General features: G+C 70.9%; 12 protein-coding genes and 1 pseudogene. 6 read left to right on the top strand and 7 right to left on the bottom strand.

Annotated features, from left to right (window positions below):
- Nucleotides 1-20: 20 nt before the first annotated feature.
- Genes ACZ9QC_RS14375 through ACZ9QC_RS14390 form a run of 4 tightly spaced genes read left to right on the top strand, consistent with a single transcriptional unit; the run spans nt 21 to nt 4,631 of the window.
- Nucleotides 21-1,094, top strand: a complete 1,074-nt coding sequence (locus tag ACZ9QC_RS14375; RefSeq protein WP_472920499.1) for a hypothetical protein — start codon at nt 21-23, stop codon at nt 1,092-1,094.
- Between the two features lie 21 nt (nt 1,095-1,115).
- Nucleotides 1,116-2,414, top strand: a complete 1,299-nt coding sequence (locus ACZ9QC_RS14380) for a toxic anion resistance protein (protein WP_472920500.1) — start codon at nt 1,116-1,118, stop codon at nt 2,412-2,414.
- Nucleotides 2,411-4,042 (top strand): substrate-binding and vWA domain-containing protein, encoded by a 1,632-nt coding sequence (locus ACZ9QC_RS14385; RefSeq protein ID WP_472920501.1) that lies wholly within the window; start codon nt 2,411-2,413, stop codon nt 4,040-4,042. The genes ACZ9QC_RS14380 and ACZ9QC_RS14385 overlap by 4 nt, the downstream gene beginning before the upstream one ends.
- Nucleotides 4,029-4,631 carry a hypothetical protein gene (locus tag ACZ9QC_RS14390; RefSeq protein ID WP_472920502.1) on the top strand — a complete coding sequence of 201 codons (603 nt, stop codon included), beginning with the start codon at nt 4,029-4,031 and terminating at the stop codon, nt 4,629-4,631. Before ACZ9QC_RS14385 ends, ACZ9QC_RS14390 begins: the two co-directional genes overlap by 14 nt.
- Before the next feature lie 314 nt (nt 4,632-4,945).
- Here the strand turns inward: ACZ9QC_RS14390 and ACZ9QC_RS14395 are convergent, their stop codons facing one another.
- The 7 genes from ACZ9QC_RS14395 to ACZ9QC_RS14425 all read right to left on the bottom strand — a co-directional run bounded on the left by ACZ9QC_RS14395 (nt 4,946) and on the right by ACZ9QC_RS14425 (nt 12,994).
- Nucleotides 4,946-6,109, bottom strand: coding sequence for a hypothetical protein (locus tag ACZ9QC_RS14395; RefSeq protein WP_472920503.1), 1,164 nt, complete (start codon nt 6,107-6,109; stop codon nt 4,946-4,948).
- A gap of 124 nt (nt 6,110-6,233) precedes the next feature.
- The gene (locus tag ACZ9QC_RS14400) at nt 6,234-7,022 is read right to left on the bottom strand and encodes a PP2C family serine/threonine-protein phosphatase (RefSeq protein ID WP_472920504.1); all 789 of its coding nucleotides are present in this window, start codon (nt 7,020-7,022) and stop codon (nt 6,234-6,236) included.
- Nucleotide 7,023: 1 nt separating this feature from the next.
- Complete coding sequence (locus ACZ9QC_RS14405; protein ID WP_215457217.1) at nt 7,024-7,785, bottom strand: vWA domain-containing protein; 762 nt, start codon at nt 7,783-7,785, stop codon at nt 7,024-7,026.
- 100 nt (nt 7,786-7,885) lie between these two features.
- The gene (locus tag ACZ9QC_RS14410; protein ID WP_472920505.1) at nt 7,886-8,932 is read right to left on the bottom strand and encodes a hypothetical protein; all 1,047 of its coding nucleotides are present in this window, start codon (nt 8,930-8,932) and stop codon (nt 7,886-7,888) included.
- 339 nt (nt 8,933-9,271) lie between these two features.
- On the bottom strand, nt 9,272-9,556 hold the full coding sequence (locus ACZ9QC_RS14415) for a hypothetical protein (RefSeq protein WP_472920506.1): 285 nt from the start codon (nt 9,554-9,556) through the stop codon (nt 9,272-9,274).
- 229 nt (nt 9,557-9,785) lie between these two features.
- Nucleotides 9,786-10,775: a serine/threonine-protein kinase gene (locus ACZ9QC_RS14420; RefSeq protein ID WP_472920507.1), complete on the bottom strand. Its 990-nt coding sequence runs from the start codon at nt 10,773-10,775 to the stop codon at nt 9,786-9,788.
- Between the two features lie 392 nt (nt 10,776-11,167).
- The gene (locus tag ACZ9QC_RS14425; protein ID WP_472920508.1) at nt 11,168-12,994 is read right to left on the bottom strand and encodes a phosphoenolpyruvate carboxykinase (GTP); all 1,827 of its coding nucleotides are present in this window, start codon (nt 12,992-12,994) and stop codon (nt 11,168-11,170) included.
- 349 nt (nt 12,995-13,343) lie between these two features.
- Here ACZ9QC_RS14425 and trhA point away from each other — a divergent pair, with 349 nt between their 5' ends.
- Both trhA and ACZ9QC_RS14435 read left to right on the top strand, forming a co-directional pair.
- Nucleotides 13,344-14,102 (top strand): PAQR family membrane homeostasis protein TrhA, encoded by a 759-nt coding sequence (gene trhA / locus ACZ9QC_RS14430; RefSeq protein ID WP_472920509.1) that lies wholly within the window; start codon nt 13,344-13,346, stop codon nt 14,100-14,102.
- A 135-nt stretch (nt 14,103-14,237) separates the two neighbouring features.
- Nucleotides 14,238-15,848, top strand: a pseudogene (locus ACZ9QC_RS14435) (MFS transporter).
- The last annotated feature ends 10 nt before the right edge of the window (nt 15,849-15,858 follow it).

Here is a 15,858-nt window from a genome sequence, read left to right on the forward strand (position 1 = left end):
TCCGGGAGCACTCTCCCCTTGTGAGACGAATCGCAGGAATCGTCCTCGCGGTCCTGCTGATCGGCGGCGTGGTGGCAGCCGTCGTGGCGGGCCGGCAGACCGAGGACACGGGCACGGCAACGAAGACCGTGCGAGGAGTGATCGGGTCGGAGAAGGCGGAGTTCTTCGCCGACCCGGAGGTGGTGAAGGCCCTGGCCGCCCAGGGCTACACCGTGCGGACGGAGACGTCGGGATCCTGGGCCATGGAGGGCCTCGACCCGAAGGGGTACGACTTCGCGTTCCCGTCCAGCAAGGCGCCCGCCGACGAGCTGGCCGAGAAGTACGGCGTACGCGAGCCGCTGCCCCGCCCCTTCTACTCGCCCCTCGTGGTCGTCGCCCACCGGGGCGCCGCCGACGTGCTGCGGCAGAACGGGCTGGCCACCGTCGAGAAGGGCCGGGGCGTCCTCGACATGGACGCGTATCTGAAGGCCGCCGAGGACGGGCGGACGTGGCAGGACCTCAAGGGGGCGCAGAAGTACGGGGAGTTGAGGGGGCTCCTCTACATCGCCACCACCGACCCGACCACCTCCAACTCGGGCGCGCTCTACCTCGCCGCCGCCTCCAACGTCGCCAACGGCGGCCGGGTGGTCACGGGCAAGGCGGACCTGGACCGGACGGCGCCGCTGATGCGCGAACTGATCAGCGTCCAGGGCGCCCAGCAGCCGAGCACCGACGCGGCGTTCCGCGACTTCGTCAGCGGGGTCGGCAATCCGCTCGTCCTGGTCTACGAGTCGCAGGTCGCCGCGATGCTGACAGAGGGTCAGACCGTCGACGACCTGGTCGTCCTCTACCCGGACACCAGCGTGTTCAGCGACCACACCGTCGTACCGGTCACGGACGAGGGACGCGCGCTCGGCGAACTCCTCGGCACCGACCCACGGTTGCGCGAGCTGGCCGCTCGGCACGGCTTCCGGCCGCAGGGCGCGGCCACCGAGTTCACGGCGGCGACCGCAGACCACACCACCTACCTGATGCAGAAGCTGACCGTCCGACAGGCGCCCGTGCCCACCTCCGAGGTGCTGCACGAGATGGCGCGCCGGGCCAGGGGCCAGTAGGACGACGGGGGAACACGACACATGAACAGCGAGAACAGCGAGAACAGCGCGAAGAGCGAGAAGAGCGAGAACATCGAAAACAGGGGCAACGGCATTGGCGGCGGCCTGGGCGGTGTCGGTGGCGGCAGCGGCCTGGGCGATGTCGGTGGCGGCGGCGCCTTCACCCTCACCCCTCCCGAGCCGGTCGCGGCCGTCCCCCGGGAGAAGGCCGGCGGACTGGTGCCGGTCGAGGAGTCCGTACGGACGGACATGGCCCGCAAGGCCGAGGAGTACGTACGGGGGCTCGCCGCCCTCGACGCCCGCTCCCCGGAGTTCGCCGGCCGGGTCGGGGAGATCACCGCGCTCGGCGCGGGCGAGATGCGGACCGCCGCCGCGCAGTCCAACCGGATGCTGGAGCGGACCGTGCGCAGCCTGCCGGGCAAGGGCGGGGACGCGCAGTCGCAGGTCGCCGGCTCGCTCGTGGAACTCCGGCGGGTGGTGGAGGACCTCGACCCGCGTGATCTGCCGGCGAGCAAGGGACGCAAGCTGCTGTCCCGGCTGCCGGGCGGCAACAGGCTGCGCGACCACGTCGCCAAGTACGCCTCGGCGCAAGGGACGTTGAACCGGATCGTCGGTTCCCTGCGGGGCGGGCAGGACGAACTGCGGCGCGACAACGCCGCGTTGCAGACCGAGCGGGTCCGGCTCTGGGAGACCATGGGCAAGCTCCAGGAGTACGTCGTCCTGACGGAGGCCCTGGACACGGCCGTCGAGGCGCACATCGCCACCCACGTCGACGCGGCCGATCCGCAGCAGGGCGACACCCTGCGCGCCGACGTGCTCTTCCCGGTCCGGCAGAAGCACCAGGACCTGCTCACCCAGCTGGCCGTCTGCGCCCAGGGCTATCTGGCCATGGATGTCGTACGGCGCAACAACGAGGAGCTGATCAAGGGCGTCGACCGGGCCGCGACGACCACGGTCTCGGCGCTGCGCATCTCCGTGATGCTCGCCTCCGCCCTCGACAACCAGAAGAAGGTCGTCGACCAGGTCAACGCGTTGCGCGGCACTACGGAGGACCTGATCCGGGGGAACGCGGAGATGCTCGCCACCCAGAGCGGCGAGATCCAGCGCATCGCCGCCGACCCGGCCGTCGGCGCGGAGACCCTCCGCTCGGCCTTCCAGCAGATCTACCGCACCCTCGACGCGATCGACACGTACAAGGTCCAGGCGACGGAGACCATGGCCGCGACCGTCGAGTCCCTGACCTCCGAACTCCAGCACGCGACCCGGTACCTGGAGCGGAGCCGGAGCCAGGGGGCGCTCGAAGGGGGTGGGCTCGCATGAGCGGACACCTGAGCGGACGCCTGAGCGGACACCTGAGCGGACACCTGAGAGGGCGCAGGGGAGTGCGCAGGGGAGTGCGCACGACGGCGGGCATCGCCCTGACGGCCGTGGCCGTCCTGCTGGCGACCGCCTGCACCGCCCAGGACCAGGGCTCGCCCCGTCCCGCCGAGCCGACCGCGTACGTCCCCGGCACCCTCCGCGTCCTCGCCTCCAGTGAACTCGCCGACATGAAGCCGGTGTTGGCGCGGGTGGAGCAGGACACCGGGCTCAAGGTCCGGCCCACCTACATGGGCACCCTCGACGCCGTCGAGCTGCTCGCCGAGGGCCGGGCGAAGGGCGCGTACGACGCGGTCTGGCTGTCCTCCAACGACTATCTGCGGCTCCGTCCGGAGGCGGCGAGGCAGGTGGTGTCGGAGACCCCGGTGATGTCCAGCCCCGTCGCGATCGGCGTGAAGGACGCGACCGTGGCCGAGCTGGGCTGGCAGCCGGGGGACGTGACCTGGTCGGACGTCGAGCGGGCCGTGGCGGACGGGAAGCTGACGTACGGCATGACCGACCCGACCCGCTCCCACTCGGGTTTCGCCACACTCGTCTCGGTCGCGTCGGCCCTCTCCGACGCCCAGTCCGCTCTCACGGACGCGGACGTGGCGCGGGCGAGGCCCCGGCTGAAGGAGTTCTTCGCGGGGCAGCAGCTGACCTCGGGGTCGTCGGGCTGGCTCGCGACGGCGTACGACCGGCGCGGGGACGTCGACGCGCTGCTCAACTACGAGTCTGTGCTGGAGTCGCGCGAGGACCTGACGGTGATCCGCCCGCGCGACGGCGTCGTCACCGCCGACTACCCCCTCTCCTCCCTCGCCTCCACCGGGGAGCAGGTCCGCGACGACGTACGCCGGCTCTCGGACGCCCTGCGCGCCCCGGGCGTCCAGCGGCTGATCACCGAGCGGACGCTGCGCCGCCCGGTCGTCGCCTCCGTACCGCCCGCGGCCGGCCTCGACACCACGCGCCGCCGTGAACTGCCCTTCCCCGGCAGCCGTTCCGTCGCCGACGGTCTTCTCGACGCGTACGACAACGAGCTGCGCCGCCCGTCGCGGACCGTGTACGTCCTGGACACCTCGGGCTCGATGGAGGGCGACCGGCTCGACCGGCTGAAGACCGCGCTCACCGAGCTGACCGGCGACTTCCGGGACCGGGAGGAGGTCACGCTGATGCCGTTCGGGTCGGACGTGAAGAGCGTGCGGACGCATGTCGTACGGCCCGAGGACCCGAAGGCCGGGCTCGACGGCATCCGCGCCGACACCCGGGAGCTGTCCGCCGGCGGCGACACCGCCATCTACACCTCGCTGCGGAAGGCGTACGAGCATCTCGGCACCGGCGACCGGGACACCTTCACCTCGGTCGTGCTGATGACGGACGGCGAGAACACCGAGGGTGCGAGCCCCGCCGACTTCGACGCGTTCTACGACCGGCTGCCCGCCGACCGGCAACGGATCCCCGTCTTCCCGATCCTCTTCGGCGACTCCGACCGGGACGAGCTGGAGCACATCGCCGACCTGACCGGCGGCCGCCTCTTCGACGCCCAACGGGGCTCGCTGGACGGCGCCTTCGAGGAGATCCGTGGCTACCAGTAGATGGCTGGCGTACGTCGAGTCCCGCAAGAACCTCACGGGCGGCGCGCTCGGGGTCGCCGGGCTCGGGCTGACCTTCGCGGGGGTCGCGGGGCCGTACTGGCCCGTGGTGGTCGTCGGGCTGTACGGCGCGGGTGCGCTGATCGCTCCGCCGGAGCGGGTGGCGCCGCCGGACTTCCCGGATCCGTCCGCCCAACTCGACGAGGTGCGCGGTGACTTCGGCCGACTCCGGGAGTACCTGGCCGACGTCGAGCTGCCACCCGCCGCGGCCGGCCGGCTCACCGAGCTGACCGAACTCCTCACGGCGCTGCTCGATCCCGGCTGGGTCGCCGAGGTCCTGGCCCAGGACCCCGAGGGGGTCCACACCCTCTCCCGGGCCGTCCGCCAGGACGTCCCGGAGGCGGTCGACACGTTCGTCCGCACGCGCTGGTGGACCCGCCTCACACCGGGCACGGAGCCGCCGGAGCGGCACCTTGAGCGGCAACTGGGCTTTTTGCAGGAGGAGTTGGGTCGCGTGGCCGTCACGTTGCGCGACATCGAGGCGCGCCGACAGGAGTCCCACACGAGGTATTTGGAGGACCGGTCGGGGTGAGGGGGTGGGGGTGCGGGGTGCGCTCTCGGCTGCGGGCCCGGTGGGGCTTCTCGCGCAGTTCCCCGCGCCCCTAAAAGCCCAGGCCCTGCGGGCCTGAAAGACCACGGCCCCGCGGGCGTGAAAGACCACGGCGCTGCGGGGCGGAAGGCAGTGGGGCTGCGGGGTGCAAGGCAGTGGGGCTGCGGGGATGAAAAGCATGGGGCGCAGCCCCTGCTTTTCAGGGGCGCGGGGAACTGCGCGAGAAGCCCCACCGGACCCGCACCCGGCAACGCACCCCAGCCACCCTCCCCGGGCACTCCCCCGCACTCCCCCCGTCACCCCACACTCGCCAGAAGCACGATCAGCAACACCACCCCCACGACCACCGCCAACACCTTCAACCCCGCGTACGGAGACGCCGGCTGATCCGGCGGAACCCCCGGAGGGACCGGTACCGACGTAGACCGCGGCCCGTTGAAGACGTCGTGCCCGGTGACCGCCGCCCGCGTGCACCAGGGACAGGTCGGCAGATGCGAGCCGTACGTGTGCAGGGGCCGTACCGTGCAGGCCCGCACCTGCCCGCGCTCCTTGTCCAGGGCCCGCAGCCACGCCTCGGCCTGCGGCCGCGCGTCGGGGTCCTGGACGCCCGGCCCGAACGCGGCCTTGGCGAGGACGAGGAGTTCGGTCGGCAGCACGGAGGGGTCGATCGTGCCGCGCGGAATGGTGACCCGCTCGGGCCGGACGACGTAACTGCAGCTCGCGGCGATGTTGTCCTTGACCGTCGACTCGGAGGCACTCTCGTGCGGCACCCCGCCGAAGGGATGGTTGCCGGCGGTGAGCAGCTGGTAGACGAGGACGGCCAGGGCGAAGTCGTCGCTCTGCCGGGTCGCGGGGCCGCCCGCCTGGCGCTCGGGGGACGAGTAGTCGGTGGTGTGCATCAGGCACGGGAAGAGCTCTCCGGTGACCGGGTCGGTGAAGGCGATGGAGTCGCAGTCGAGGAAGGTGACGAACCCGTTGGCGTCGACGACGACGTTGCTGCTGGAGAAGTCACCGATGACGAGGTTGTCGTAGTGCATGCGGGCCGTCATGAAGGCGAGGTTCCAGGCGACGCCGAGCAGGAAGCGCCAGTCGGCCCGGTCCGGGAAGAGCTTGAGGCGCTGGACACGGGTGAACAGGCCGACCAGCTGCACGTGCTGGGGTTCGCCGAAGCGGCGCATCGCGTAGCCGAGGAACTCGCCGTTCGCTCCCCGGGCGATCGCGGTGGGCCAGGCCAGCTCCGGCGGCTGGCTGGCGTCCGTCGGGCGGGCGGCCAGCGGTGACATGGTCAGCATCCGGGTCAGCCGCCGTTCCTGGTCCGGCCCCGGGGTGTCCCGGTAGATCTTGACGACGATCCCCGTGTCCCCCTCCACCGGGAACACGGCCGCCTGCCCACCCCCCTTCAACGGCAACTCGGCCAGAGTGACCCGCCTACCGTCGAGAAAGACCGTGCGGCCGCTCATGGCCGTACCTCCGAGTGTTCGTCGAGCCGGTCGTCACCGCTGATGAGCCTGGGGCGTAAGGCACACATGGCGGCGTATGGCACACATGCGGCGCATGGCGTGCATGGCGGCGCATGGGGCGCGCTCAGCGCCGGTGGGTGCGGACCGCGCGCAGCAGGGTCTTGTCGTCGGCGTTGAGGGCGGTGAGGCGGTCGGAGCGCAGGAGGGCGGCCAGATTGGGGTCGCGGTCGTCCTCGGCAGCCTGGTCGAGGGAGCGGAAGACGGCGTCGGCGAACGAGGTGTTCGGTGACTGCGCGCCGTCGGCCGACCGGTTGAGCATGGCCTGCGCGAGCCCGTCCGTGGAGAGGAGCACCCCGTCGACGCCGTCGTCCAGGACACACTCGGTGTGGGTCCAGCGGTCCCTGTCGGGCGAGGTCAGGAACACCGTCTCGTTGCTGTACTCGCTCGCCGCCGCGGCCTGCGGCAGCAGATGGAACTGCCGTTCCCCGTCCTCCGTCCCGGCCCGTACGACGACGAACCCGTCGCCCACGGAGAGGTGCCCGAGCCAGCCGGGCGTGAGCACCACCACCGTGAGCGTAGTCGCGAAGTCGGGCGCGTCGGCGCCGGTCCGTTCGAGGAAGTCCTTGCTGACGTCGCGCAACGCCTCCCGCAGCAGTTCGTGCACGGCATCCCCCGGCCGAACCCCGGCGGCCGCCTCGGCCCGCCGTACGAAGTGGTCGGTGGCGAGCCCCACCGCGAGGCGCGCGCCCTCCTCCGACCGGGGCCGGCTGCCGGCCCCGTCGGCGACGGCAAGAACGGCGACGGAGGGGGTGGCCGCGGCGGCGCACGCGTCCTGGCAGGGCAGGCCCTGGCGCCGGTGCCGGTAGCCCTCGACGCTCAGGCCGTGGATCCGCCAGGGCGGGGCGGCGTTCACCTCACGCCTCCCAGGCGGGGCGCTGTGTCTTGAACTGGCTGAAGATCTTCTCGAACACCTCGTCCCCCGCCCCCTTCTGCTCGGCGTTGGCGCTGGCGGACATCATCTGGAGCAGCTCGCGGAACGGGAATCCCTGCAACCGGGCGTTGAACTTGGGTGCGAAGGCCCGCAGCACCGACTCCCCCATGTCCGTGATCCCGCCGACCCCGATCGCGTACAGCCGGAACCGGCGGGCGCGCTGCTCCTCGGCGAGGACGGGGACCAAACGGTGCCAGGAGTCGGTGAGCCGGCCGGTGGGGTCGGTCGGCAGGCCGTCGGTGACGAGGCAGATCTGCGGCCGGTAGTACTGCAGGCCGGACGCCCGCAGCTCGCTCTTGCGGGCGGCGACGATGTGCATCGCCAGCTCCAGCGCCTCGGTCATCAGGGTGACCCCGGCGGCCGTGAGCTGCGGTGCCTGGAAGGCGTGCGCGGGTATGAAGGGGCTCGTCCGGGTGCGCGGGTCGAGCAGCTGGGGTCCGCGCCAGGCGCCGACGCCCTGTCCGCCGAAGGTGACGACGGCGACCTCCACGCTGTAGCTGAGGCTGACGTCGTCGTGGAGTTCCCTGGTCCACTCCGCGAGCGCGTTGTTGAGCGTCTGGATCGGCTGGCCCGCCATGGAGCTGGACGTGTCGAGGCAGAGCACGAGCGGCATGCGCTGGGCGTTGTTCTCGAACTCGATGTCGGCGTATTCGGCCGGCAGCGTGGGCGGGTATTCGCTGTGCATGGTTCATCCCCCTGTGCTTCTGGTGGTTCTGGTGGTGCTGGGTGGTTCCGGTGCGGTTGGGTGGTTCCGGTGCGGTTGGGTGGGCCTGGTGCCGTCGGGGTCACCTGGGCGGGGTGGTGCCCTTCGCGTGGCGGGCGGCGGTCGGCGGGAAGGCGTACAGGACGTCGGAGTCCCGCTCCCGTGGGTCGGTGACGTCGACGAGGCTGCCGGGCGCGGGTGACGGGCGCCCCGGCTCGGCCCACACGGCCCGGCGGAGCACCCGGTCGACCTCGACATAGCCCTGTGGGTGGAGTTCGGTGCGTACGACCGCGGTCCGGGCGTGCGCCGGGCGGGGGCCGACCTGCCGCCCGTGCTGGGGCGCGGGCGCGACCCGCAGCCGGGCGGTGGGCTCGTCCCCGCACTCACCGTCGTCGCCCCCGTTGCCGCCCGGGCCCCCGTTGCCACCCGCGCCGCCACTGCCGCTCGCGGCAACGCCCCCGCCGCGCGCCGCGTGCGCCGGCGTGGTCCGGGCGGAACCGACCCGCGAGAGCGCGCCGACCGCCCGCCCGGGTCCCGCCCGCCCGGGAGACGGCGCACGGTGCCCCACGGCGACGGGGCCCCTGGACCGCCGGATCACGATCACGAAGGCGAGGAGCAGGAGCGCGAGCAGGAGCGCCATCCAGAAGGCGGTCCAGGTGGCGTTGCTGTAGCCGTCTTCGGAAGCTTGGGGGTCGGTGGTGCCGACAGGGCCGTCCGTCTCGCCGTCCGCGCCACTTGAGCTGGGACCGCCTGACGAGGGCGAGGAGCCGGGGCTGGGTTTGTTGTCGGTGTCATGGATGGTGAAGCTGTTGGCATCGGGATCGGCGGCGTGGTCGGCCAGGTCCGATCCCTTGAGCGGGTCCGGCCCTTCGCCGGGGCTGACCTTCCCGCAGAGCTTGTCTGTGCCTGCGCAGAAGCCGCTCGCCCTCAGGTCCTGCAGCGTCGACTTCTCCAGCCGGTCGATCTTGGCACCAGGGTGGATGAGCAGGCCCTTGGCCAAGAGGAGCAACGCCGTACCGCCCTGCCCCGTATGCACACCCTCCGGTACCCGCACCACCAATGGGTGGGCTTTGGCACTCAGCAGTCGGGACACTTCGCGCTGCTCATCGCCCATGACTTGGTACTCCATGGGCCCCTCAAGGGTGATCAGCACGGGTCCCTCGTCCGCGCGGTCGATCCAGCACACCAGCCGTTGTCTGAACCCCTCGGCCGGACACGACCTCGCGGCCGAGGCGGAGCCCCCTGGCACCAACGCGACCAACAGCCCCACCAGCACACCGAGAAACGACAAACGCCCGATCGCACCCATCGCCCCAACCCCCCGTGGCCTGAAAGGCACGCCCCCGCGGCCCTGAAAAAGCCCATCCAATAGTGGAGCAGGCAGCCGGGTGGCCGGAAGGGTTTGGCGATTTCCGCCGATGGAATTACGGCGAGTTACGCTGACGTTCGATCAGTACGCTTTTCACTTCTACAACTTGAACACCTGATGGCAACGACTGAACATCTGCCGCGCCCGCTCCACCCAGTCATTGGCCAAAGCGTCGAAGTCCGCCTGGGTGATCCGGCACGTCAACGGCAGATCGCAGACTCCGGCGAGACAGGGGCGAGGCCCGCGGACGTCCCACACGGAAAGCATGGGGTTCAGCTGTTCGATATTCCACGCGTTCGACGCGGCGGCGGCAATGGCGAGTTGGTCCTGCCGGAGGAAATTCCCGTCCGTCGCGAAGGCCACCAGAAGCCTCTTGGTGGTCATGAATCGCAGGGTGACCGTCCGCCCCGCCTCATGGAGATCGAATTGCAGGGAGACGGAGACGGTGTCATGGACCGTGTGGTAATTCCGCCGCGCCACCCAGTTCTGCACCAACTGCCGCCAGTGCGTGCGGAGGTCGTATATCTCGGCGTTGCGCCCCGGGTACGAGTCACGGCCGTCGCGACCGGGGAAGGAGTCTCGCCCCGGGTGGGACTCACGGCCCGGGTAGGAGTCAGGAACCGTCACGGACCACCGCCCCCGCGACCATGGCGTCGGTCAGCCCGGCGTCGAGCAGCGCCTGCGCGTGCAGCATCAGACAGGAGGGGACGGACTCGCTCGTCGTACGGCGCAGATGACGCTCCCTCAGCTCCTCGTACCGCACCTCGATGGTCCGGGCCACCTGCGGCGGCGGCCACGCCTCGACGCGGGTCTCCTCCTCCACCAACTCGGCCAGGATCTCGGCGAGTCGGGGCCGCTCCTCGGGCCGCTTGGCCAGACAGCGGGCGACGAGGGGCCGCAGTCCCGGCGGTACGCCGTCGAGCCGGGGCTCTCCCCGTACGACCTCGATGCGCACGCCCTCCCCACTGCCGTGCGGTGGGCGGCCGGTGAGCGCGTACACCAGGACGCCGCCCAGGGAGAACACGTCGCTCGGCGGGCCGACCCGGTCGCCGCGGATCTGCTCGGGCGACATGAACGGCGGGGTGCCGACGACGACACCGACACGGGTGAGGCCGGGGGCACCGTCCACACGGGAGATGCCGAAGTCGATGACACGGGGGCCGTCCTGGGCGAGCAGGACGTTCGCCGGCTTGAGGTCGCGGTGGATCACATGGGCGGCGTGGATGGCCTGCAACGCCTCGACGAGACCGGCGCCGAGGGGACGGACCTGGGCCTCGGGGAGGGGGCCGTCGGCACGGACCGCTTCCGCGAGGGAGGGACCGGGGACGTACAGCGTGGCCAGCCAGGGGAGTTCGGCGGTGGGGTCGGCGTCGACGACGGCGGCGGTGTAGGCGCCGCTGACCACGCGGGCGGCGGCGACCTCGCGGGCGAAGCGTTCGCGGAACTCGGGTTCGGCGGCGAGTTCGGGGCGGGCGACCTTGACGGCGACCTCTCGGCCGGCGGGTGAGCGGCCCAGGTAGACCCAGCCCATGCCGCCGGAGCCGAGGCGGCCGACTATCTTGTACGGGCCGATCTTCATGGGGTCACTTACGGGTGTGCGCACCCCGGTCACCTCATTTCGGGGTTCGGTGCGGATGTCCCGAGTGTCCCGCGAAATCCGGTGCGCGGCAGCCCTTTTCGCCCCCTCCGCCCCTACCCGTCCCATCCAGCAGAGGCTGCGCCCCTTCGACCCCCAGACGTCCGTCCCGTGGGGGCTGGTCGCGCAGTTCCCCGCGCCCCTCAAAAAGCAGGGGCTGCGCCCCATGCCTTTTGTTTTCAGGGGCGCGGGGAACTGCGCCAGAAGCCCCACCGGAGCCGCACCCGCCAACGCCCCCGAACCCCCGAGGCATCAGGCGGCCGACAAAGACCTCCGCGCACAAAGAATCCGCGACCGGCCGAGGAGACGTCGCTGGTCAGGGCAACCCATATCCGGCCGGTCGCGGAGCAAAGGGGGCGTCAGCCCAGACGGCTCACCAACGCCCGGTACTCGTCCCACAGCTCCTTCGGCGTGTGTTCACCGAAGGTGTTGAGGTGCTCAGGCACGAGCGCGGCCTCCTCCCGCCACACCTCCTTGTCGACGGTCAGCAGGAAGTCGAGGTCGGCCGAGGAGAGGTCGAGCCCCTCGGTGTCGAGGGCATCGCGCGTCGGCAGGATGCCGATCGGCGTCTCCACCCCCTCCGCCTTGCCGTCCAGCCGGTCCACGATCCACTTCAGGACCCGGCTGTTCTCGCCGAAGCCGGGCCACACGAACTTGCCCGCGTCGTTCTTGCGGAACCAGTTGACGTAGTAGATCTTCGGCAGCTTCGACTGGTCCTTGCCCTTGGCGACGTCGACCCAGTGGCCCATGTAGTCGCCCATGTTGTAGCCGCAGAAGGGCAGCATCGCGAAGGGGTCGCGGCGCAGTTCGCCGACCTTGCCCTCGGCCGCCGCGGTCTTCTCGGACGCCACGTTCGCGCCGAGGAACACCCCGTGGTTCCAGTCGAAGGACTCGGTCACCAGCGGCACGGCCGTGGCCCGGCGGCCGCCGAACAGGATCGCCGAGATCGGCACGCCCTTGGGGTTCTCCCACTCCGGCGCGATGATCGGGCACTGCGCGGCCGGCACCGTGAAGCGGGCGTTCGGGTGGGCGGCCGGCGTCTCGGTGCCCGGCGTCCAGTCGTTGCCCTTCCAGTCGGTCAGGTGCGCCGGGATCTCCTCCGTCATCCCCTCCCACCACACGTCGCCGTCGTCCGTGAGCGCCACGTTGGTGAAGACCGAGTTGCCCCAGAGGGTCTTCATCGCGTTGGCGTTGGTGTGCTCACCGGTTCCGGGCGCGACACCGAAGAAACCGGCCTCGGGGTTGATGGCGTAGAGCTGCCCGTCCTCGTCGAAGCGCATCCACGCGATGTCGTCGCCGATCGTCTCGACGGTCCAGCCGGAGATCGTCGGCTCCAGCATCGCGAGGTTGGTCTTGCCGCAGGCCGACGGGAAGGCCGCCGCCACGTACTTGGACTCGCCCTGCGGCGGCGTCAGTTTGAGGATCAGCATGTGCTCGGCGAGCCAGCCCTCGTCGCGCGCCATCACCGAGGCGATGCGCAGGGCGTAGCACTTCTTGCCGAGCAGCGCGTTGCCGCCGTACCCGGAGCCGTACGACCAGATCTCGCGGCTCTCGGGGAAGTGGGAGATGTACTTGGTGGAGTTGCACGGCCACGGGACGTCCGCCTCGCCCTCCGCGAGCGGCGCGCCGAGGGTGTGCACGGCCTTCACGAAGAAGCCCTCGGAGCCGAGCTCGTCCAGCACGGGCTGTCCCATACGCGTCATCGTGCGCATGGAGACGGCGACGTACGCGGAGTCGGTGATCTCGACGCCGATGGCGGAGAGCGGCGAGCCGAGGGGGCCCATGCAGAACGGGACGACGTACATGGTCCGGCCGCGCATCGAGCCCCGGAACAGGCCCTTCTCGCCCTGGAAGATCTCCCGCATCTCGGCGGGGGCCTTCCAGTGGTTGGTCGGACCTGCGTCCTCCTCCTTCTCCGAACAGATGAACGTACGGTCCTCGACCCGGGCGACATCGGTCGGGTCGGACGCGGCGTAGTAGGAGTTCGGGCGCTTGATCGGGTCGAGTTTCCGGAAGGTGCCCTTCTCGACGAGCTCCCCGCACAGGCGCTCGTACTCGGCCTCGGATCCGTCGCACCAGACCACGTTGTCCGGCTCGGTCAGTTCGGCGATCTCGTTCACCCACGCCACGAGTTCTCGGTGGGCGGTGGGGACGGTTGAAGGGGGAGCCGCGATGTCGCGCGCCACGATTGCTCCTAAATGAGGGATTTTTTGTTGGAGGCCCCGTGGGGGCTGCGACCCGGATGCTTCACGGATGGATCTTTGGGCGCTCATCCGGTGCCGACCACACTCATTTGATCATCCGACGAGAGTGCCCATCTGTCCAGAGGGCCGCCCACGTGAGCATCGTGACCATCACCACTCGCCCGATTTCACCCGCGAGGTTTCCCTGTGTCACCACCGCTTCACCAGGGGTGTCCAGTTGAGGGCTCGGGTATCGCCCGCGAGGCCCCCGCGTGAGACGATGGCCACTTAGCGAGGCACGAACGGCCCGCACGCTCCCGTAAGTTACGGTTCCGTAGGTACGATGCAGGACATGACAGCGTCCGTCCCCGATGCGCACGCGGAAACGTCGGCCGACAGCCGCGACCCCGACGCGCGATCCCTGCCGCAACAGATCGCCCACACGATCACCGACGAGATCCAACAGATCACCGGCGAAATCAAGCCCAGACTCCGGGGCTGGCTCCATCTCGGCATGTTCCCGGCCGCGCTCGTCGCCGGCCTGGTGCTCACCGCGCTCGCGGGTTCCACACGCGGACGCATCGCCTGCGGGATCTTCACCCTCACGGCGTGCCTGCTGTTCGGCGTGAGCGCGCTGTACCACCGGGGAAACTGGAGCCCGCGCATGGACGGCGTCCTGCGCAGGCTCGATCACGCCAATATCTTCCTGATCATCGCGGGCACCTACACCCCTCTGACGATGCTGCTCCTGCCGGGCGCCAAGGGACAGTGGCTGCTGTGGGGCATCTGGGCGGCGGCGCTCGCCGGCATCGTCTTCCGGGTCTTCTGGGTGGGGGCCCCGCGCTGGCTCTACACCCCGTGCTACATCGCGATGGGCTGGGCGGCCGTCTTCTTCCTGCCCGACTTCATGCGCACCGGCGGCATCGCCGTCCTCGTCCTGGTGATCGTCGGCGGCGTCCTCTACAGCATCGGCGGAGTCATCTACGGCCTCAAGCGCCCGGATCCGTCACCGCGCTGGTTCGGCTTCCACGAGGTCTTCCACTCCCTGACGCTGGCGGCGTTCATCACGCACTACGTGGGGATCTCCCTGGTGGCGTACCAGCACGCGTAACCCTCGGGGACGACCGCACGCAGCCCTCTTCAGTGGCCGTGGCTACCAAGCCGCGGCCACTTTCGCGTGCCCGCACACGGAACCGGGCCGCCGTTCAATTGGCATTCACATTCTTTTGAGAGTTACTCTCAATTTATGGAGACTGTCACTGAACCTGTCGCTGAACCCTCGGGGGCCCGGCCCGACCCCCGCCGCTGGTGGGCCCTCGGTGCCCTCGTCGCGAGCATGCTGACGCTCGGCTTCGACATGACGATCCTGAACGTGGCGCTGCCGACCATGGCCGGAGAGCTGGGCGCGACCACCGGTGAACAGCTGGGGGTCCCCCCAGGCGTTTAGCACTGGGGGAGGATGGCGGACGCGTACATCGTGGTGTTCGCGGCCCTGATGCTCCCGGCGGGCCTGCTCGGCGACCGCTTCGGCAGGCGGCGGATGCTGATCGTCGGGCTCGCCATCTTCCTCGCGGGATCGCTGGTCGGCGCCCTGGCCCAGGACGTGGACGCGGTCGTCGCGGCCCGCACCGTCATGGGGATCGGCGCCGCGCTGGTCACCCCGCTCGCCCTCTCGGTGCTGCCCTCGCTCTTCGCGCCCGACGAGCGCACCAAGGCGGTCGGCATCGTCTCGGCGGGCTCCATGCTGGGGCTGCCGCTCGGCCCGGTCATCGGCGGCTGGCTGCTCGACCACTACTGGTGGGGCTCGGTGTTCCTCATCAACCTCCCCATGGTCGCCCTCGGCATCGCCGCCTGCGTCTTCCTCCTGCCCGAGACCCGGGACCCGGCCTCCCCCAGGGTCGACCCCGTCTCCACCGCGCTCACCGCGACCGGCCTCGGCTCCCTCATCTACGCGATCATCGAGGCGCCCACCCGGGGCTGGGGCGACCCGCTCGTCCTGGGCATGTTCGCGGCGGCCGCCGTACTGATCGCCGCGCTGGTGCTCCGCGAACGGCGTTCCGCGCGCCCCCTGCTCGACATGGGGCTGCTGGCCCACCGCGGCTTCCTCTTCAACACGCTCGCGGCGACCCTCGTCATGTTCGTCCTGTCCGGCCTGCTGTTCGTCCTGCCGCCGTACCTCCAGGCCGTCCTCGGCCATGACGCCCTGGGCACCGGGGTACGGCTGCTGCCGCTGATGGGCGGTCTGCTGGTCGGCGCGCGGGCGGCGCAGCCGGTCGTCGAACGCTTCCGGTCGCGGGCCGTGGTGAGCGCGGGGCTGGCGGTGCTGTCGTTCGCCGCGTTCCTCGGCAGCCGTACGACGGTCGACTCCGGGTACGGCTTCACGGCACTGTGGCTGTCGCTGGCCGGTGCCGGGTTCGGGGTGGCGATGGTGCCCGCGATGTCCGGGGCGCTGGGCACCCTGCCCACGGACCGGGCCGGCAGCGGTTCCGGGCTGCTGATGACGCTGCGCCAGGTGGGCGGCGCGATCGGCATCGCGCTGCTCGGCAGTCTGCTCGCGGGCGTCTACCGGGACCGCCTCGACGTCACCGGCCTGCCCGGGTCGGCGGCCGACACCGCCGGGGACTCGGTGGTCGCGGCGCACCTGGTCGCCGAACGCGCGGGCGCGGCCGATCTCCTGACGTCCGCGAACAGTTCGTACGTCCATGGCATGGGCGTGATCCTGCTGGTGTGCGGTGGCGCGGCACTGGTCGCGACGCTGCTGACGGCGGCCTTCCTGCCGAGCGCGCCGTCGGGGCGGAGCATCGGGAAAGCGCGGGGCACCGGCCCTGACCTGGCCACGTCCAAGGCCGATGCCTGACAATGACCGC

It is taken from the genome of Streptomyces sp. HUAS MS02, assembly GCF_055702265.1.